This is a genomic window from Halomonas ventosae (assembly GCF_004361885.1).
Lineage (GTDB): Bacteria > Pseudomonadota > Gammaproteobacteria > Pseudomonadales > Halomonadaceae > Halomonas > Halomonas ventosae_C.
Genome location: NZ_SNWH01000008.1, coordinates 90,861 through 110,691, shown reverse-complemented (window position 1 = coordinate 110,691; position 19,831 = coordinate 90,861). Strand labels below are relative to the sequence as shown.

Genomic DNA, 19,831 nt, shown 5'->3' with positions numbered 1-19,831 from the left:
ATGACTGAAGGCGCTCCGCCGCAGCCCAACCTCGTTGCGCTCATGTCGTCTCGGTCTGCCCAGTGTCCAAACAGAGCAATTCAAGATAGCGCTTCGCCGTGCGCGCCAGCGTGAACTGAGCGGCGCGCGCTTGCAAAGACTCCCGGTTCATTGGAGCTTGCAACGTCTGCAGTAGAGCCTCTGCTAGCGCAGATGCATCCCCAACCGGCACTAGCTTACCGAATTTGCCACTTGCCAGGGCCTCTGCAGGACCGCTGGGGCAATCTGTACTGACCACAGGACAACCACAGGCCAATGCCTCGAGCAGTACATTGGGAAACCCTTCCCGGCGCGAGGAAAGGGCAAACACCGCAGCACGCGCCAGATAGGCATGGGGATTGGCTTGATAGCCGGGCATATCGACGATATCGGTGATCGCCAACTCGCGGCAGAGCTGCTCAAGATGTCCATGTTCAGGCCCGTCACCGAGAATGATCAAGCGCATATCTCGATGACGACGCGCTATCGCGATTGCACGCAGCAGCGTAGCGTAATCCTTTTTTTCGACTAACCGGCCGGCAGCGAGTACGACGGGAGGGCCTGAGGAGATAAACCATGGATGGGTGACCGGGGCTGCGCAACGCTTGGCGAGGTCGACGGTTACCGCCGGGTTATAAATTGTGGTAATGGCCTGCCGGGCCAGCCCGGTCACCTGCGCCAGATCATCGCCTACCCCATCGGAGACGGAGACCACCGCATCGGCACGGGAATAGGCTCGTCGCACCAGAGACGGTACAAAGCGCCAGCGCCATTTGCGACGCTTGTCTGCTGCGAAAATAGAGGTAGAAAGATTATCCCGTTCGCTCAGCACTAGCCGCGTCTGCGTGTTGGCCAATGCCACCGCCCAGACGGCAGCCACATTGAGGTAGGTGGTAGCCGCGATGAGCGCAGAGGGCCGCTCGTGGACTAGGTAGTGCCGCAAAGCTGGCAAATAAGTCAGCACTGATGCTGGCGTTATCGGCAACAGCACGGGGCGTGCCATGGACATGATCCCTTTGGGATCGGCGCGCATCGCCAACAGGTGGGCTTGCCATCGGCTGCTTCGGGTCAATACCTCGAGTCGCACGCCGTCAGGCACCGCCATCGTATCACCATGGTTTTCCTCGCGGACCAGCAGATCCACTCGGTAGCCATAATGGACCAGCTCGCGGGCCAAGTTGAGCATCATATGCTGCACGCCACCGCCGGTAATGCCACGACTGAGCAACGCAATAAGAGGCCGTTCAGTAGACGTAGCCAAGTGACACCTCGCCATAGGGTATGCCCCGGCTAACGGAGCACAAGAGTAGGGAGAAATTCGACATGGCGCTCATTCAATCAGCGAGACGTGCATGCCTTGATCCAGGCACGAGCGGCACAGCTTGCCGAAGACGTCTGCACGCAGCAGACCATACGCAGGCACGCAGGTCTTGGCGAGTCAACGTCTTCTGCGCAATGTCAGTGATACGAAGACGCGCCTTGGTGCACTGGTTTATCCAGAGATGACCAAGGATACGGTCGAAGACCTGCGGCTCGAAGCGCTGCTGGCGGCGATTGGCCTCCCGCAGACGACATAACCAGTCTTGCGCCCACTCCAGATAGAACGCGTCGGGGACGAACCAAGAGCGCGGTCTTGACAGCATGAAGTGGCGCTGCACATCGTCATCCACAGTTGTGATACCTAGTGTCTCGATCTGCTGCTTAAGAATGAGCAACTGATAGGTGGTGACACGCTCACGGTCGCTGGATACATGGGCGTCGTGACGCCGAAACGAAACCAGAGCTTCAGGCAGATTGGCCAAAGGGTAAGCGTGACTTAAACGCGCGAACAGCTCAAAGTCCTGACTGACGACAAACCGTTCATCGTAGCGATAGCGGCGCATGATCGCGGTTCGTGCCATGATCGAGGTATGTGCGATACAGCAGCGAAAAAGCAGCTGCGCCTTGATTTCTGCCGCCGTGACGGGACGCGGCTTGAAACCTTTGATCCTGGCACCTGACGCATCCATGGTCTGTTTACCGGTACCGACCAGCGCATATGAGGGATGCGCATCGAGAAAGGTCACCTGACGTGCCAGGCGTTCGGGTGCCGCGGCATCATCACTATCAAGCATCGCGACATACTCGCCTCGTGCCAGATCCAGGCCGCGATTGCGGGCCCACGGCCCGCCTTTATTACTGGGACTGCGCTCGATACGAATGCGCGAGTCGGCGTCGGTGTAGCTCGAGATAATCTCCATGCTGCGATCCGTCGACCCATCATCCACGATCAGCAGTTCGAAATCGGTAAATGACTGCGCCAGCACGCTGTCGATCGCCGCCGCAATATACCGTTCGCGGTTATAAACTGGGATCAATACCGTGATTCTCGGAGTGGCGGCCATAGGTAACTCGCTATAACATCAATGTTGGAGGGCAATAACAGTGCTGCCGAATGCTGGATAACAGTCCATTACTTTCAGCGAACATGGGCCAGCAGTACCTCGATATAGCTATCCACGGCACCGCCCACGGCAAACGTGTTGGCACGCTGTTTCAAGAGCGCTGGATCGGGAGGCGATTCCAGCGTTGCCTGCATCTCGCTGGCCAAGGCCTGGATGTCCCCTACCGGCACCAGCGCACCGTAACGTCCCTGCTCCAGGATCTCCGCCGGTCCCGCCGGGCAGTCGGTAGATACGACCGGGCAGCCGCAGGCCAGCGCCTCGATCAGCACGCTGGGCATGCCCTCGGAGATCGAGGACAGTACCAGCAGACTGGCTCTGGCCATGTAGGCAAACGGATTGTCGACCCGTCCCGGCAGCGCCACGACCCGAGTCAGCTCAAGTTCGCTCACTAGCTGCTCGATTTCCCCGCGCCGTGGCCCTTCGCCCAATATCACCAGGCGCGCGTCGAGATGTTTGCGCAGCCGGGCAAACGCCCGCAGCAGCGTGGGATAATCCTTCTTGGGCACCAGACGGCCCACGGCCAGAATCACCGGCTTTTCACGCAGGTTCAGCCATGCGCAAGGTACCGGCTGTGTCGCCCGCTCGGCCATATCGGGCGTCACGATCTGGTTATACACGACATGAATGCGCTGTTTGGGAATAGGCATCAGCTTGGCGACGTTATCCGCGACGCCGTGTGATACCGCGATCACTGCGGCTGCACGTGGGTAGAGTCGGGGAATCAGACGATCTCGCCAGCGCGTGCGCACCTGCTGGTAGTCGGCCTGATCGGGCATAGACACCACATTGCTCTGGCGCACGATCACCGGCACATCTGAACCGGCCAAACGCGCCGCGGCGAGCCCCGTCAGATTGGGCGGAATCGACATGGTGAACAGCACATCCGGGCACTGACGGCGCAGATAGGCCGCCAGCAGGGGGACGACTAGCAGCAGACGCCGCTTGTTGTTGATCCGCACAAAGGAATTGTCGAGCCAGCGGCTTCCCAGTTCCAGCAGCCGTGCGCCGGCGGGCACCGCCTCGCGCCATGCGGCGCTCTTGCCCGGCATGATAAAATCCACCCGGTGCCCCTGGTCGAGCAGCGCCTGCGCCACGCTGACGATCATGCGCTCGCGCGACCCCAGCGGCAGAGCCCCGACCAGCAGCGCGATATGCTTGCCTTGCGACGGCGATCCGCTGCCCGAACGCTCCATAGCCGAACTATTCATGTCACTCATGCCACGCCCTGTCAGCAAAACGATTCAGAAACGCATGGCGCCTCAAACGTGCGTTGATCCGTTCCACAAGGGCCGGCTCCCAGCTCACGCTGTGGGCCGTGCGGCTGGGCTTCTTGAAGACGATGGCGGCGCAGGCGGCGAGGTAATCTTCGCAGACCTCTTCACACCCCAGTGCGTGCAGCAACCTCTCCAGCTCAGGTGCCGGGGCAGCGATCAGATCATCGAGATAAATATCCAGCACGCTGTCGGGATAGCGAGCCTTCAATTTCTCCATCAGCTCGGCGTTGGCAAAGTACCCCTGCGCCGCCTGTTCCAGGCTGGTGCCGGTACGCCGTGCGCGCGTGGCGATATTATCGTAGGGATTGCGAATCACATGGACAAAGGAGAACGGTACCGGCAGCAACGTCTCCAGTTTTCCTAGCAAGTGCGGGTAGCGACGCAGCTCGCGCAGCGTACCGTTGCCCTTCTTGTCGCCCGCCACCAACAGGCGCGTGTAGTGCCCCTGGGATTGGCCCGGCACGTGATAATCGTAGCCAGTGTATTCACGGCCGAGATAATCGAACAGCATCGCGTTGTACTTGATCGCCGTGACGACTTCGGCGAACGCATGGCCTCGGCGCAGATGCTTGAGGGCATGTATCTCGTGGGCAATAGTGACATGGGGATGCGCATCGAGCAGCGAGCCGACCAGCGAATGGCCGCTGCGGCTGTAGCCGACGAAGAAAACGAAACGCTGCGGCGGCTGATCGTCGGGGCACTGATCGGCCAGCTTGTCACCGGCACGGGCAAACAGCCGCTCGACCGCCGCATAGGTCTTCATCGATTCGCGCGCCGGCTGTACACCGCGTACCAGCTGCGCGTAGTGGGTCAGTGCGGCGGCATACTGCTGGCGGCGCTGTTGTCGTAATCCGCGTGCCAGCCAGAGCGAGCCTCGCGTGATCTCGCTCGTCGTGCGCGCAACCTTGCGCAATTTTTTAATAAGCGGCATGCCTGAGGAAACTTACCGGAATGAGTGGAACCATGATATGACGGGCATGAACTACATGCCTGCACCGGCGCATCAATCGCTGTCGGCCTGACTGATGCGGTTGGAGCGCGGCGCGAAAAGTCTTCTCCAGCCCTGCGTCTGGCGACGTTCTACCTCGTCTTCCAGGAAATCGATGTGACGCAGCGCGTGACGCATGGCGTAGAGTTCGCTGCGAATGCGCGCCCAGTCGCGCCAGAGCTCTGGGTTTTCGGGGGCAATTTCATCGCAGGCAAGCGCGTGCAGCCAACGATAGGCATCTCGTGCCAGCGGGTTGAGGCGCTCGGCCCCCTCGTTGGCATCGCCACGATGATGCTGCAGGGAAGGGTTGATGAACTGCTCGCCAAATGCGTTGATTTCCCGTTCCACGTCGCTCGTCAGCGGCAGGTTGAGCGCGCCGGCCACGCGCCGCAGCTGAATCTGCGGCTCGGCCATCAATCGATCGTAGTCCACCACGGAAAAAGGGTGGCGTCGCATCAGGTGGAAGTATGGCACGACGCGCACCAGCCATTCCAGGTCGCTCTTTTCCTGGACACCACGCAGCGCATTCAGCTTGGCTCGCGAACGCGCCACCGCCAGCGGATGTCTGGCGGCGACCACGTAGCTTACCTTCAGCCCAAGCTGTTCGAACACCTGCTCCCAGAAAGGCAACAGGCGCATGACACCGCCCGATTTGAAGCCCCACAGCGGGAAAGCGCCGAAACGTTTCTGAATCGCAGCGGTCACGGCCTGCATATGCTCGTTCAGAAAGACCGCCTGCCACTCATCCTCCTCGATCAGACGCAGGCTCGCGCCCGTCCCGCGCAGACCGAAGGCGTGATGCAAGCGCTTGTTGAGCGCGAGCAGCTCCTCATCCTCGAAAAACCCTTTCGGATTCTTTGACGTGCCCGGCTTGAGGTTATTTCCCAGCTCGATGCCCAGCGCCTGAATACCCCGCGTCAGGGTACTGGTCCCGCTGCGTCCGGCACCGATGACCACCACGACATGCCCGGCGGTACCGGCTGCACCGTCCGCTTCTGAATCGTTCGCCATTCCTCTCTCTCCTGGCATTCATTTCGTTTTACAACCGATAGGGCGTCTATCGCTGTACAAGTCCGGTAGGAAACGCTGAGCGGCTCCGCGAGACAGACGAGGATAACCTTCCATAAGCACCGGGTCATCCATCCGTGCCTTCGAGTCCGGAAAACGGGTCGACACACGCTCAGCGCGGCAAGCACAGACGTGAACAAGCCGCTATTGTCCCACGCTCGCTGCGTTCTCAGGAAATACCTACCGACGCCTTAACCTGGGGATTTTATTCGTATACCCTTGGGCAAACTCCGCCCCCGTCCACTACGCCTACCATGGGCGATATTGTTGTCGATACAGCCCCTGTCCTGCCACCCTCATGACGACGAAGGATCAGCCGTGATGGCAGATGTCGTACCCCCCCCCGCCTCGCGCCCTATCACCGTGATGGCCGCCAGCCAGCCAGATCATCCGCCATGCTTAGTGCTGCCGGCCCTGACGCAGCCGGAGACGCCGCGCCCCCCCGTGCGCATCTTCGTGGGCACCGAGCCGGCTCAGATCCGCGCTCAGCGGATATTCTGCTATGCCATCGAGCAGGTGCGTGACGTATCTCGCGAATATCGCATCTATCTGATGAAGAATCTTTCAGGATTCGACCGTACCCAGTGGCGTACCGGTTTCACCACCTATCGCTACGCCGTGCCCGAGTTCGCCGGATGCCAGGGACGCGCCATCTACAACGATGTCGGCCAGCTCTATCTCGAGGATCCAGCCCTTCTCTTCGACCTGCCCATGCAGGCTCACGGCTATCTGGCGCTTTCTCGCCGTGATACCTCGGTGATGCTGATCGACTGTGCCCGCATGGCACCGTGGTGGAACCTGGCATGCGCGCAAACCCTCGCCAAGGATACGCTGGAGCAGCTGCCGACCGAAGAAGACCTGTGGGGCGCGCTGGACAATAGCTGGAACACGCGTGACAGCGAATATGCCCACGTCCAGGCGAACCTGCTGGATTATACTGCCCTGCACCTGCAGCCTTGGCAGCCCAGGCCCGACGTCTACTCGTATCACCCTCACCCGCTGGGCGATCTCTGGCTTGAGCGAGAACGTGCCGCCGATCGCGAAGGCTACGGACCTTTCAACAGGTCCACGCCCAGCCCCTGGTTCGCCGCGGCGCTGGCTGCGCTCGACGCCCGCCCCGGCCTGGAAGGCCACTTTAACCCAGAAGCAGACCGACTCGCACAGAGGCTCGCCATTGCCCACCTGGGCTGGTGTCGGCCCCCATCGTGGCGTTCTGCACCAGAGCCCCTGCATGCCGCCGAGATCACGGCCTGGCCCCCCTCCCTTGCTGCTCCGGCACCGACGCAGGCATACGACGGGATCGCCGTCACCGGCGTGCTGGAGCAGCTGCCGGTAGAGGACGTTCCCTGGCTACTGGAGAATCTGGCGAATGCCGCCAGGCGGCTGCTCTACGTGGCCATCAGCCTACCGGCAACGCGCGACACCCCCCCAACGGCGCCCGCCACCCACTGGTGGCGCCGTCAGCTGCGCATAGCCACTCACCGCTACCCACAGCTGGCATGGCATCTCGATATCCGCCCCGACCACAGCCGCCAGCTCCTCTGTACCCAGTCGGCACTAACCCACGCGCCCAGCGATCAAGCCCCCCTCCCCCGCGTCTGGCTGCTGCTGGGCGGTCATCATGGTGACAATGCCCAGTTGCGCCTGCTCGCCCGCGAACTGGGCTGGCCAAGCGAAGAGAAACAGCTTCTCTACCGATACAAACCGCGCAAGCCGGCATGGCAGGGCCGCCCATCGCTGAACTGCCTGACTCCCGAAAGCGCCGCCACGCTCCAGCCGCCCTGGCCCGACCTGGTGCTCGGCATCGGCTGGCGCAGCGTGATCGTCGCTCGCTGGATCAAGGCGCAATCGCATGATCACACGCAGCTCATCTATCTCGGCCGGCCGCGTGCGCCGCTGCACTGGTTCGACCTGATCGTCACCACCCCGCAGTATGGACTGCCGGCACGCGATAACATCATTCACAACCTTCTGCCGCTCAACGCCGGCAGCCCAAGCCTGCGCAAGCAAGCCGCAGACGCCTGGCGCGCCCGCTTCGACGCGCTGCCGCACCCCTGGATCGGCGTGCTGATCGGCGGCTCCACCGCCCTGCAGCGCTTCGATGAGGCAGACGCCGCCGAGATGGCGCGGGCAGCCAACCGCCTGGCCAGGACACGCGGCGGCGCACTGCTTGTCACTACCAGCCCGCGCACCCCCGCCGCCGCGGCCAGCGCCTTCTTCGCCGCGCTGGAAGTACCGTATCATGGCTACAACTGGCACGATGACCGGGGCGCCAACAACCCCTACCCGGCCTACCTTGACCTGTGCGATGCCTTCGTGGTGTCCGATGACAGCGCCTCGATGCTGGCCGAGGCGATCAAGACCGCCCGGCCTACATTCGTCTATTCCCTGCGGGCCTCTCTTGTCACCCGCCTGAACCCCTTTCGACAGCGCCTGGACAGCTATCTGCAGGGCCACACACGTGAGACCGGCTCACGCGGCATACCGCGCCAGCAGGACTGGAAAGGGCGCGCCAGGGACTGGGCTTTCACGCGAGGCATGCTCGCCGTGCCGCGTGATCTCAAGCGATTAAGCGAGACGCTGAAGGTGCGCGGCCTGCTGACCGAGCTGAGCGGCGCCGAGAACGACGTCATGCGCCACCTGCCACTCCCCGATGAAATGCAGGCCACGGTTGAAGAGATCCGCCGTCGCCTCGGCGAACGTCACTGGCGACAGCAAGCTGACACGCGCCGCCTCGGCGGTTAGTGTTACAATATCGCTCCATTGAATCGAATTGCGCGGCGCATCATCCCATGCCACGTTGACACGCCAGACCACTCCGGCCCGGCGGCGCCAGCTACTCCATTCAGCTTGTCTATTCAGCTTACTATCCGATGACGTGACCGGAGGAACGGCTCAATGTCCTATCTGGATTTCGACGCACTGGAGCGCCTGGATGCCCGTGCGTTCCAGACGCAGCACCCCTATCCATGGATCAATCCCTACGGCCTGCTCACTGCAGAGGGCTTCAATGCCCTGCGTGACACACTGCCCGAGGCGTCACGCTTCGAGCAAGTATTCGGCAAGCCACGACGCCACGGCCAGCAGCCGCATGATCGCCTGGCGCTCGAATATACGCCCGACATGGCGCTATCGCCGCACTGGCAAGCCTTCATGGAAGAGCTCCAGGGGCCACGCTATCGCCAGTTCATGAGCCGCATGCTGGGATCGCACAGATTCGATTTACAGTTTCACTGGCACTACACGCCGCAGAGCTGCTCGGTCTCGCCGCACTGCGACGCCAAGTACAAGCTCGGCTCGCATATCTTCTACTTCAATACCCAAGACGACTGGCGTCCCGAATGGGGCGGGCAAACCGTGGTACTCGACGACGGTGGCCGCTTCAACTATCGCAGCGCGCCTGCCTTCGAGGATTTCGATAATCAAATCGAGTCGACGGCCACCGGTAACTACAGCTTCCTGTTCACGCGGCGCGGCAACTCCTGGCACGGTGTGCGCGAAATCACCAGTCCACCCGGCTACTACCGCAAGGTATTTATCGTGGTCATTCGCTCGCGCGAGCCGCTCCAGTCGCTCAAGCAGTCCTTCAAGCGCCTCATGACGCGCTCTAGCTGAATAACAGGATGAACATGGCATAATCTCGGGCGGGGCTCAGACCCCTCGACAGCCGTATCGTCAAGATATGGCATATATCAATCAGCGCCGCATAAGGTGCCGATCCGCGGGAGTAGCGCTCTTGTTATTACCCCGCCCGCCGAAGCAGCACGAAGCCAAGGGCGAAGCTGGCCAGCGTCGGGGTCAGAATCGCCCAGATCGGCGAGAAACCGAAAATGGTCGCCGCCGGCGCTAGCAGATCCTGGATATACTTGAAGGATAGGCCAACGATAGCGCCGTAGAACACGCGCGTGCCGGCAGCGACCGTGCGCAGGGGACCAAAGACAAACGAGGCTGCTACCAATAATAGTGAGGCAAGCGTCAACGGCAACAGTAGCTTCTGCCAGAAATAGAGCCATGAGTCGGTAGCCGCCAAGCCCTGATCGCCGAGGTAGTGGGCATAACGCCAAAGGTCGCTGATCGACTGACTGTCGGGATCGGTGATGATCAGGCGCAGCAGTTCGGGATCGAGCGAGGTCTGCCATGGCTGGGTGGCATGCTGCTCGGTGAGCGTGCGATCCGCCTTGAAGCGCGTGGTACGTACGTCCTGCAACTGCCAGTGCCCTTCATTGCGCACCGCCCGGGCGGCATGGGTGGCCGACACCAGCCGCTTCCCGTCATAACGATAACGGGTCATGTCGATCAGTGTATTGTCGGTACGGATCGAGCCGAACCGATAGAAGTTATCCCCTTCCCGCTGCCAGCCACCTCCGCGGTCGGCGACTCCCCCTTGCTGCTGGAGCTCGGCCCGCCAGGACTTGGCGTACTGCTCGGTCACTGGCGCGGCATACTCGCCGACCGCCATGGTAATCACGATCACGATCACCAGTGGCTGCATGACGCCCCACAGGATACGTGTCAAGGAGCGCCCAGCCGCACGCATCACCGTCAGCTCATTGCTCGAGGCCATCGCGCCCAGCCCAACTAACGCACCGATCAGCACGCTGACCGGTGCATACTGATAGAAGCGCCACGGCAAGCGCATCAGCGCATAGAGAAAGACCTGCAGAGCCCCGTAACTGCCCTCGACGTCCTCCAGATCGGTGATGTAATTGATCACCAGATCGAGGCCGAGCAGCAATGCTTGCACCACCAGCATGGCCATCAGCACATTGCGGGCAATATAGCGGTCGAGACGATCGAACATCAGTGACGTCCTCCCACCACACCGCCACGGCGCATCAGCCAGATACCAATCAGCACGAAGCCGACATGAACCGGCCACACGCCCACCTCGACAGGCAGGCGCCCGCCACCCACGGCATCCTGAGCCGCCAGCAGCAGGCTCATGTAACTGATATAAAGAAAGATGGCCGGCAGCAGCTTAGCAAAACGCCCCTGACGGGGATTGGCCCGCGACAGCGGCAATGCGATCAAGGTAAGAATCGGCACCATCAGCGCCAGACTGACCCGCCACTGGAAGGCCGCCATGGCATCCGGTGTATCGCTGGTCAGCAGCGCAGGCGTGGTCAATAGTTCGGTATCATCGAAATTGATGTCTGGGCTTTTCTGCTGCAGCAGCATGGCATAAGTATCGAAGATCAAGCGTTCGGCCCTGGCATCACCGGGATTGACTGCATAGTGGGCGCCATTGGAAAGTGTCAGGTAGCGATTGCCTTCATCGTCATTGACCTGATAGCCGCTTTCGGCACGCGTCACGGTCGGCTGATCCTGTGCGCCTTGACGGCTCATGTCGGCAATGAAGACACCGCGCATCAGGCTGTTGCTGCGAGTGATCGACTCGGCGTAGACGGTCAGGTCATTCAGTTCCTGAAAGCGTCCCGGGACCAGCGCACCAAAATCGGCCTGGGATGCCTGCTCAGCCAGGACACGTTCGTTATGCACCAGGCCCGCCGGCGTCAGCCACAGGCTGCATGCGCCTACCAGCAGCGCGACCAGCGCCGATGGCCAGAAGGTTATCCCCAGCAGTCGCCTGGGACTGACCCCGCAAGCGATCAGCACGGTCATCTCGCTATTCAGATACAATTGCCCATAGGCCAGCATGATGCCGAGAAAGAAGGCCAACGGCAGAATCAACTGCACGAAACTGGGCAAGTGAAACAGCATCAGGCTGCCCAGCAGGCTCGCGGGGAATTCTCCCTGAGCGACATCGGTAAAGTATCGAATGAATCGGTTACCCATGATAACCAGCAGCAGCACCCCGGCCACCGCAGCCATGGTGGTGAGAATCTCGCGTGTCAGATAACGAAATACGATCAATGTTCTCTCCCGATCGACGGGCGGCACCCAAGATGGCTCGACCCACAGACACCGCAACGGCATGGCCATCCTTCACCGTCATGCATTGCGGCGAGGCTTTGCGTACACTGAGAAACCTTCGGCGCCGACAACGTGCCGGCATTATCCAGAATCCCCCTTCGCTTGTCTTGTGGAGACACCATGGAATTCCCTGTTCAGACGGCCAACCCCGCCAAGACCGAGACGGCCTGCGTCGTGGTGCCGGTCTTCAAGGACGGTGAGCTGCTGCCGGCGGCCGCCAAGCTCGACGATGTCAGTGAGCGACTGATCGGCCAGCTGATCGATCGCGGCGATTTCGATGCCAAGCTGGGCAATGTGCTGATGGTGCCCTTCGCCCCGGGGCTCAATGCCGACCGCCTGATGCTGGTGGGCCTCGGCGAGCGCGACAAGTGCCGGGAAGGTGCTTTCCGCAAGACACTGGATGCCGCCTTCACCGCCCTGGCGGCGTTGCCCGTCGAGGACGTCGCGGTAGCCTTCACCGACGTGCCGCTGCCCGAGCGTGACTGCCAGTGGAAGGCCCGCATGGTGGCCGAGGCCGCTCATCGCGCCGTCTACCGCTTCGATGCCTTCAAGTCCGACAAGCCTCCTGCCTCCCGACTCAAGCGCATTACCCTGCTGGTGAGCCAGCAGGGGAACGCCGAGGGAGCTCGCGAGGGCGGACGCATCGGCGACGCCATCGGCCGGGGGGTGGCCACCACTCGCACCCTGGGCAACCTGCCCGGCAACGTCTGCACCCCGAGCTATCTGGCCGAGCAGGCCGAGGCGCTAGGGCGGAGCTCCAACGGCGCGCTGTCCGTGGAGATCCTTGACGAGAAGGCCCTGGAACGGCTGGGCGCCCACAGCCTGCTCTCCGTGGGCCGTGGCAGCGAACAGCCCTCACGGCTGATCGTGATGAGTTATCAAGGCGCCGAGAACCCCGACGAGGCGCCCCACGTGCTGATCGGCAAGGGCATCACCTTCGATACCGGCGGCATCTCGCTCAAGCCCGGCGAGGCCATGGACGAGATGAAATTCGACATGTGCGGGGCAGCCAGCGTATTCGGCACCGTTAGCGCGGTGCTGGCCATCAAGCCGCGTGTCAACCTGGTGGCCATCGTCGCCGCCGCCGAGAATATGCCCGATGGCCGCGCCACCAAGCCGGGCGACATCATCAAGACCCTCAAGGGACTCTCCGTGGAGGTGCTCAACACCGACGCGGAGGGGCGCCTGGTGCTGTGCGACGCTCTGACTTATGCCGAGCGCTTCGAGCCGGCAAGCGTGGTGGACATCGCCACTCTTACCGGCGCCGCCATCATCGCTCTGGGCCACCATGCCACCGGGCTGCTGGCCAACGACGACGACCTGGCGCTGAACCTGCTGGATGCCGGCGAAACCGCCTGGGACCGCGCCTGGCACCTGCCGCTGTGGGACGAGTACCAGGAGCAGCTCGAGTCCAACTTCGCCGACCTGGCCAACATCGGCGGCAAGCCGGCGGGCACCATCACGGCCGCCTGCTTTCTGTCGCGCTTCGCCGACGAGTTCCCGTGGGCGCACCTGGACATCGCCGGCACGGCCTGGAGCTCCGGCAAGCAGAAGGGCGCCAGCGGCCGCCCCGTGGGCCTGCTGACCCAGTACCTGCTGGACCGCGAGACCGACCACGAGGTCGAGATCAACGACGACTGATTTCACTCCCGGCAGAGTTGCCTTTTTACGGTGGTGACCTTTTCATGTGAAGTGTCGACTCACATGCACCGAGCCTAGGCGGGCTCGGTTAGCTGTTTTTTCTTTCATGATCCGGGCGCCTGGATGCGCCCCGCCAGCAGCGGAGACCCCTTGCCGTGTCCATCGAACGCTTTTCCGTGAGCCCTTCCACTCGCCCCACCGCGGCAACGATCCGCGATGACATCCTCGACAACCCAGGCTTCGGGCGCTACTTCACCGACCATATGGTCCACGTGCGCTGGACCCTCGATGCCGGCTGGCACGGCCATCAGGTGCGCCCCTACGGCCCACTGACCCTAGACCCGGCCGCGGCCGTGTTGCACTACGGCCAGGAAATCTTCGAGGGCGTGAAGGCCTACCGCCACGCCGATGGCTCTGTGTGGACCTTCCGCCCCGAGAAGAACGCCGAGCGTTTTCGTCGCAGCGCGCGTCGCCTGGCGCTGCCGGAGCTCTCCGACGAGGACTTCATCGGCTCGCTCAAGGCCCTGCTCGCCCAGGACCACGCCTGGGTACCCACCCCGGCCAGCGAGGCCGACGAATCGAGCCTCTACCTGCGCCCCTTCATGATCGCCAGCGAGACCTTCCTCGGCGTGCGCCCCTCCCATGAGGTCGACTACTACCTCATCGCCTCGCCGGCGGCCGCCTACTTCCAGGGCGGCGTGAAGCCGGTCTCCATCTGGCTCTCCTCGCACTACAAGCGCGCCGCCCCCGGCGGCACCGGCTTTGCCAAGTGCGGCGGCAACTATGCCGCCTCACTGGCCGCCCAGAAGGAAGCCGCGGCCCACGAGTGCAGCCAGGTCGCCTTCCTCGATGCCGCCGAAAATCGATGGGTCGAGGAGCTCGGCGGGATGAATCTGTTCTTCGTGTTCCGTGACGGCCGCATCGTCACCCCGCACCTCACCGACAGCATCCTCGAAGGCGTGACCCGCGACTCAGTGCTGACCCTGGCCAAGGAAGAAGGCCTAACCCCGGAGGAGCGCCCGATCAGCATCGAGGAGTGGCGTGAGGGCGCCGCCTCCGGCGAGATCAGCGAGGTCTTTGCCTGCGGCACCGCGGCGGTGATCACCCCGGTGGGCGAGCTGGTCACCGAGAGCGACCGCATCCGCCTCTCCGCTCAGGGCGACAACGAGATCGCCAAGCGCCTGCGCACCCGCCTGCTCGACCTGCAGTATGGTCGCCGCGAGGATACCCGCGGCTGGCTGACGCGCCTGACATAAACAGGGCCCCATGACCCAAGTCGACTTCTATATCCTCCCCGATACCACGCTCGAGGCTCGCCTCGACTTCGCCTGCCGGCTGGCCGAGACGATCTACCGCAAGGGCTTTCGGCTGCACCTGCATGCCGAGGACGAGGCCATGGCCCGGGAGCTGGACGAACGGCTCTGGACCTTTCGTGCCGATGCCTACGTGCCTCATGCCCTCTCGACAAGCGAGGCGGCGAAGAGCGTGTCGGTGACCATCGGCTGGCAGGATCTGCCGATGACCGGCGAGCCGCCCCAGGCGCTGCTCAACCTGCATCCCGGGATCCCCGAATGGTTCTCGCGTTTCGAACGGGTCGCCGAGATCATCAACCAGCACCAGGATGTGCTCACCGCCAAGCGATTATGCTGGCAGACCTATCGCAAGCGCGGCTACCCGGTCACCCCCCACCATCTCAAGGGCCAGACCCGCGGACACGCGGGCTGACGCCTACCCCCCGTCACGCTATAATCAGGCCCATTTTTCAGCATCCCCCGGCCCCTTGGCAGCGCCTTTCGACGCGCCCTGCCATGGGTCGGTGCCACCTTCTCGACCTGGAACGCCCATGGACAAGACCTACCAACCCGAGCAGATCGAATCCCGCTGGTACGAGCGCTGGGAGGCAGACGGTCGCTTTGCGCCCTCCGGCCAGGGCGAGCCCTACGCGATCATGATTCCGCCGCCCAATGTGACCGGCAGCCTGCACATGGGCCACGCCTTCCAGGACACCATCATGGACACCCTGATCCGCTGGCGGCGGATGCAGGGGCACAATACCCTCTGGCAAGTGGGCACCGACCACGCCGGTATCGCCACCCAGATGCTGGTCGAACGCAAGATCGCCGCCGAGGAGGGCAAGACCCGCTTCGACCTGGGGCGAGAGGCCTTCATCGACCGGGTATGGGAGTGGAAGCGCGAGTCCGGCGGGCATATCACCCGCCAGCTGCGCCGCATGGGGGCGAGCGTCGACTGGTCACGCGAGCGCTTCACCATGGACGATGGCTTCTACCGGGCGGTACAGGAAGTCTTCGTGCGCCTGTTCGAGGAGGGTCTCATCTACCGCGGCAAGCGGCTGGTCAACTGGGACCCCACCCTGCACACCGCCATCTCGGATCTCGAGGTCGAAAACCGTGACCAGCAAGGCCAATTCTGGCACTTCCGCTATCCGCTAGCCGACGGCGTGACCACCGATGCGGGCCGCGACCACCTAGTGGTCGCCACTACCCGCCCCGAGACCCTGCTCGGCGACAGCGCCGTGGCGGTCAACCCCGCGGACCCGCGCTATGCGTCGCTGGTCGGCAAATTCGTGGAACTGCCGCTGGTCGGCCGGCGCATACCGATCGTGGCGGACGAACATGCCGACATGGACAAGGGCTCGGGCTGCGTGAAGATCACCCCGGCCCACGACTTCAACGACTACGAGGTGGGCCGCCGCCAGGGCCTGCCGCTGATCAACGTCTTCAGCCAGGAGGCCGCCATCCTCGCCCGGGCCGAGGCCTTCGACATCCAAGGCCGGCCACTGCCCGAGATCGACCCGACCCTGCCTGAGGCCTATGCCGGTCTGGACCGTTTCGCGGCGCGCGAGGCAATCGTCGCCGACATGGATGCTGCGGGCCTGCTCGCGCAGGTGGAGACGGTGAACAACACCCTGCCTTATGGCGACCGCAGCGGCGACGTCATCGAGCCGCTGCTCACCGATCAATGGTTCGTGGCTGTGGAGAGCCTGGCCGGCCCTGCCATCGAGGCCGTGGAGAAGGGCGATATCCAGTTCGTGCCTAGAAACTATGAGAACATGTACTTCGCCTGGATGCGCGAGCTGCAGGACTGGTGCATCTCCCGCCAGTTGTGGTGGGGACACCGCATTCCCGCCTGGTACGACGCCGAGGGCCACGTCTACGTGGCACGCAGCGAGGCCGAAGCCCGCGAGCAGCATGGCCTGCCCGCCGAGGTCGAGCTGACCCAAGACGAAGACGTGCTCGACACCTGGTTCAGCTCCGGGCTGTGGACCTTCGCCACGCTGGGCTGGCCCGAGCAGACCGAAGAACTCGCCACCTTCCACCCCACCAGCGTGCTGGTCACCGGCTTCGACATCATCTTCTTCTGGGTGGCGCGGATGATCATGCTGACCGGCAAGTTCATGGGCGAGGTGCCTTTCAAGCAGGTCTACGTGCATGGTCTGGTGCGCGACGGCCAGGGCCACAAGATGTCCAAGTCCAAGGGCAACGTGCTCGATCCCATCGACCTGATCGACGGCATCGACCTGGAGAGCCTCGTCCAGAAGCGCACCGGCAACATGATGCAGCCGCAGAAGGCACGGGCAATTGAGAAGGCCACCCGCGCCGAGTTCCCCGAGGGCATCGAGCCCCACGGCACCGACGCCCTGCGCTTTACTTTCCTCTCCCAGGCCACCACCGGGCGCGACATCAAGTTCGACATGGGCCGCCTGGAGGGCTACCGCAACTTCTGCAATAAACTGTGGAACGCCTCGCGCTACGTGCTGATGAATACCGAAGGCGAGGACACCGGCCTCTCTGACGACGAACAGGGCGCCGCGCCGGTCGAGCTCTCGCTGGCCAACCGCTGGATCGTCTCGCGCCTTCAGCAGACCAAAGCCCAGGTAACCCGGGCGCTGGAGGAGTTCCGCTTCGACCATGCCTCCCAGGCGCTCTACGAGTTCGTCTGGAACGAGTACTGCGACTGGTACCTGGAGCTCTCCAAGCCAGTGCTGTGGGACGACAATGCGAACCCCGAGGCCAAGCGCGGCACTCGCCGCACCCTGGTGCGCGTGCTAGAGGCGATCCTGCGCCTGGCCCACCCGATGATGCCCTTCATCACCGAAGAGATCTGGCAGCGTGTCGCCCCGCTGGCCGGCACCTGGCAGGGCGAGGGGGATTCCCTCATGGTCCAGCCCTGGCCGCAGGCCGATGACAGCCGTCTCGACGAGGCCGCCACCCGGGATATCGAGTGGCTCAAGGGGGTGATCGTCGCGGTGCGCAACATCCGTGCCGAGATGAACATCGCCCCGGGCAAGCCGCTGGAAGTACTGCTTACCAAGGGCAGCGCGGAAGACACCAGGCGCCTGGCGGCCAACCGGCCGTTTCTCGCCAAGCTGGCCAAGCTCGAGAGCATCACCTGGCTCGACGATCCTGCGCAGGCACCGCTGTCGGCCACCCAGCTGGTGGGCGAGATGGAGGTGCTGGTGTCCATGGCCGACCTGATCGACAAGGAGGCCGAGCTCGCCCGCCTGGCCAAGGAGATCGACAAGCAGGACAAGCTGATCGGCGCCGTCGAGAAGAAGCTTGCCAACGAGGGCTTCATCGCCAAGGCCCCCGCAGCAGTGGTCGAGAAGGAGCGCGACAAGTTGTCGGACCTTCAGGCAACTCGCCGCCTGCTGGTCGAGCAGCGCGATAAGATCGCCGTGCTCTGATCGTTGCCCGCTCCCCAAGCGACAAGGGCCCGCCATTAGCGGGCCCTTGTCGTTCAGGGATCGACAGCCATGGGATCAGTCCACGCGGCGCCAGCCGCCCAATACCCGTTGATCAGGGCCGAAAAATACCAGCCGGTCGTGGTCGATCAGGTAGCGGTAGGCGTTCTTCAGCATGCCACGCACCCGGGCGGCGTCCTCGGCCCGGGGGCAGGCGCGCCGGGTGGTGGCCAGCTCCGAGAAGGCGATGCGGTTGTTGTCGCCCAGCGCGGCCCGGCCGGTCAGTCGGTTGCAGCCGTCGCTGCCGCTCACCCGGCCATTGCGGTCGATCACGAAATGGGGACGCTCCGGCATCTCGAGGCGCTCGCTGGTGCCCACCAGCAGCAGGTTCCAGCGCTGGTCGACCACCGGCCCCTCGAGGCGCGCCATGGGCTCGTCGGTCACCTGTGGCGCCGGACCACCCCCGCAGGCGGCCAGCAGCAGGGCGCCGGCCGCGAGCAGCAAGATGTTGCGTAACAGTTTGATCATCATGGTATCTTCCTTGAGGCGCGAGGCGATTGCCCAGGCACCTCGCCTGATCGACGCCGGCAGCCAGCGTGTCTAGGTTCGTTCCCGACGAACCAGCGCCGTTTCACCTCCATGTGGGTCGCCGGGTGCTGCTGTTCACCAGGTTCCGGTGTTCTCCATGGAAGCCCAGGGCTCCTTGGGTGGCAGCGCCTCGCCCTTCTGGAGCAACTCGACGGAGATGTTGTCCGGGCTCCTGACGAAGGCCATGTGGCCGTCGCGAGGGGGGCGGTTGATGGTCACGCCATTGGCCTGCAGGTGTTCGCAGAGGGCGTAGATGTCGTCCACCCGGTAGGCCAGATGGCCGAAGTTGCGCCCCCCGGTGTATTCCTCCGGGTCCCAGTTCCAGGTCAGCTCCAGCTCCGGCGCCTTGAGCTCGGCGGAGCGCGCCTCGTCCTCGGGAGCGGCTAGGAAGACCAGCGTGAAGCGGCCCTTCTCGCTCTCCTTGCGGCGCACCTCGGTCAGGCCGAGCAGGTCACAGTAGAAGTGCAGCGAGGCGTCGAGGTCGCTGACGCGGACCATGGTGTGTAGGTACTGCATGGACGTTCTCCCGTTTACAGTTGATAAGGTAAGGATGGCTCCATCCTGGCAAGTTACGACTCCCCTGCCAACCCCAACCTGGAGACAGCAGCCCCATGAGCCACTACTGCGAGCTGGCCCCCGGGCATCCGTTCCACGGGCCCTATCACGACCACGAATACGGCTTCCCGGTGGACGACGACCGCACCCTCTTCGAACGCCTGGTGCTGGAGATCAACCAGGCGGGCCTCTCCTGGCTCACCGTGCTGAAGAAGCGCGAGGCCTTCCGCGTCGCCTTCGAGGGCTTCGACATCGAGCGCGTCGCCGGCTATGGCGAGGCCGAGCGGGCAAGGTTGCTGGCGGACGCCGGCATCATCCGCAACCGCCGCAAGGTCGATGCGGTGATCCACAACGCCGGCGTGGTGCAGGCGCTGCAGGCCGAGCACGGCAGCCTGCGCGCCTGGCTCGACCTCCACCATCCGCTGGACCATGCCGCCTGGGTGCGGCTGTTCAAGCGCACCTTCCGCTTTACCGGGCCGGAGATCGTCGGCGAGCTGCTGATGAGCACCGGCTACCTGCCAGGCGCCCACCGTGACGACTGCCCGGTGCAGGCACGCATCCTGGCCGCCGCGCCGCCCTGGGCACACCCGGACACCCAATGAGAATCACCAAGAGTGCC

The 19,831-nt window shown here is 63.4% G+C and carries 16 protein-coding genes; 7 read left to right on the top strand and 9 right to left on the bottom strand.

The window, feature by feature from the left end:
• Positions 1-40: 40 nt before the first annotated feature.
• From DFO68_RS08375 to DFO68_RS08355, 5 genes are all read right to left on the bottom strand, one after another.
• Entirely contained in the window at positions 41-1,279 is a 1,239-nt protein-coding gene (locus tag DFO68_RS08375) for a glycosyltransferase (RefSeq protein ID WP_208107385.1), read from the bottom strand.
• 73 nt (positions 1,280-1,352) lie between these two features.
• On the bottom strand, positions 1,353-2,402 hold the full coding sequence (locus DFO68_RS08370; protein ID WP_133483208.1) for a glycosyltransferase family 2 protein: 1,050 nt from the start codon (positions 2,400-2,402) through the stop codon (positions 1,353-1,355).
• Between the two features lie 74 nt (positions 2,403-2,476).
• Positions 2,477-3,679 carry a glycosyltransferase gene (locus DFO68_RS08365; protein ID WP_133483207.1) on the bottom strand — a complete coding sequence of 401 codons (1,203 nt, stop codon included), beginning with the start codon at positions 3,677-3,679 and terminating at the stop codon, positions 2,477-2,479.
• On the bottom strand, positions 3,672-4,667 hold the full coding sequence (locus DFO68_RS08360; protein ID WP_133483206.1) for a sulfotransferase: 996 nt from the start codon (positions 4,665-4,667) through the stop codon (positions 3,672-3,674). The genes DFO68_RS08365 and DFO68_RS08360 overlap by 8 nt, the downstream gene beginning before the upstream one ends.
• A gap of 72 nt (positions 4,668-4,739) precedes the next feature.
• Complete coding sequence (locus tag DFO68_RS08355; protein WP_133483205.1) at positions 4,740-5,735, bottom strand: sulfotransferase family protein; 996 nt, start codon at positions 5,733-5,735, stop codon at positions 4,740-4,742.
• 378 nt (positions 5,736-6,113) lie between these two features.
• Between DFO68_RS08355 and DFO68_RS08350 the strand changes: the two genes are divergently transcribed.
• Both DFO68_RS08350 and DFO68_RS08345 read left to right on the top strand, forming a co-directional pair.
• Positions 6,114-8,537 carry a mitochondrial fission ELM1 family protein gene (locus tag DFO68_RS08350; RefSeq protein WP_133483204.1) on the top strand — a complete coding sequence of 808 codons (2,424 nt, stop codon included), beginning with the start codon at positions 6,114-6,116 and terminating at the stop codon, positions 8,535-8,537.
• Positions 8,538-8,690: 153 nt separating this feature from the next.
• Positions 8,691-9,407 (top strand): hypothetical protein, encoded by a 717-nt coding sequence (locus tag DFO68_RS08345; RefSeq protein ID WP_133483203.1) that lies wholly within the window; start codon positions 8,691-8,693, stop codon positions 9,405-9,407.
• A 127-nt stretch (positions 9,408-9,534) separates the two neighbouring features.
• Here the strand turns inward: DFO68_RS08345 and lptG are convergent, their stop codons facing one another.
• Both lptG and lptF read right to left on the bottom strand, forming a co-directional pair.
• Positions 9,535-10,596 carry an LPS export ABC transporter permease LptG gene (lptG, locus tag DFO68_RS08340; RefSeq protein ID WP_133483235.1) on the bottom strand — a complete coding sequence of 354 codons (1,062 nt, stop codon included), beginning with the start codon at positions 10,594-10,596 and terminating at the stop codon, positions 9,535-9,537.
• Positions 10,593-11,666, bottom strand: a complete 1,074-nt coding sequence (gene lptF / locus DFO68_RS08335; RefSeq protein WP_208107384.1) for an LPS export ABC transporter permease LptF — start codon at positions 11,664-11,666, stop codon at positions 10,593-10,595. Before lptF ends, lptG begins: the two co-directional genes overlap by 4 nt.
• Before the next feature lie 180 nt (positions 11,667-11,846).
• Between lptF and DFO68_RS08330 the strand changes: the two genes are divergently transcribed.
• From DFO68_RS08330 to DFO68_RS08315, 4 genes are all read left to right on the top strand, one after another.
• Positions 11,847-13,367: a leucyl aminopeptidase gene (locus DFO68_RS08330; RefSeq protein ID WP_133483201.1), complete on the top strand. Its 1,521-nt coding sequence runs from the start codon at positions 11,847-11,849 to the stop codon at positions 13,365-13,367.
• A gap of 155 nt (positions 13,368-13,522) precedes the next feature.
• A complete protein-coding gene (locus DFO68_RS08325; protein ID WP_133483200.1) occupies positions 13,523-14,623 on the top strand; it encodes a branched-chain amino acid aminotransferase in 1,101 nt (366 codons plus the stop codon).
• A gap of 10 nt (positions 14,624-14,633) precedes the next feature.
• Positions 14,634-15,092, top strand: a complete 459-nt coding sequence (locus DFO68_RS08320; RefSeq protein ID WP_133483199.1) for a DNA polymerase III subunit chi — start codon at positions 14,634-14,636, stop codon at positions 15,090-15,092.
• A gap of 118 nt (positions 15,093-15,210) precedes the next feature.
• A complete protein-coding gene (locus DFO68_RS08315) occupies positions 15,211-18,072 on the top strand; it encodes a valine--tRNA ligase (RefSeq protein ID WP_133483198.1) in 2,862 nt (953 codons plus the stop codon).
• Positions 18,073-18,147: 75 nt separating this feature from the next.
• On the opposite strand, the gene DFO68_RS08310 is transcribed toward DFO68_RS08315, so the two are convergent.
• Together DFO68_RS08310 and DFO68_RS08305 are read right to left on the bottom strand one after the other, a co-directional pair.
• Complete coding sequence (locus tag DFO68_RS08310; protein WP_373190703.1) at positions 18,148-18,597, bottom strand: META domain-containing protein; 450 nt, start codon at positions 18,595-18,597, stop codon at positions 18,148-18,150.
• A 135-nt stretch (positions 18,598-18,732) separates the two neighbouring features.
• The gene (locus tag DFO68_RS08305; protein WP_133483196.1) at positions 18,733-19,173 is read right to left on the bottom strand and encodes a VOC family protein; all 441 of its coding nucleotides are present in this window, start codon (positions 19,171-19,173) and stop codon (positions 18,733-18,735) included.
• Between the two features lie 95 nt (positions 19,174-19,268).
• Between DFO68_RS08305 and DFO68_RS08300 the strand changes: the two genes are divergently transcribed.
• Positions 19,269-19,814, top strand: a complete 546-nt coding sequence (locus DFO68_RS08300) for a DNA-3-methyladenine glycosylase I (protein WP_133483195.1) — start codon at positions 19,269-19,271, stop codon at positions 19,812-19,814.
• Positions 19,815-19,831: the final 17 nt, after the last annotated feature.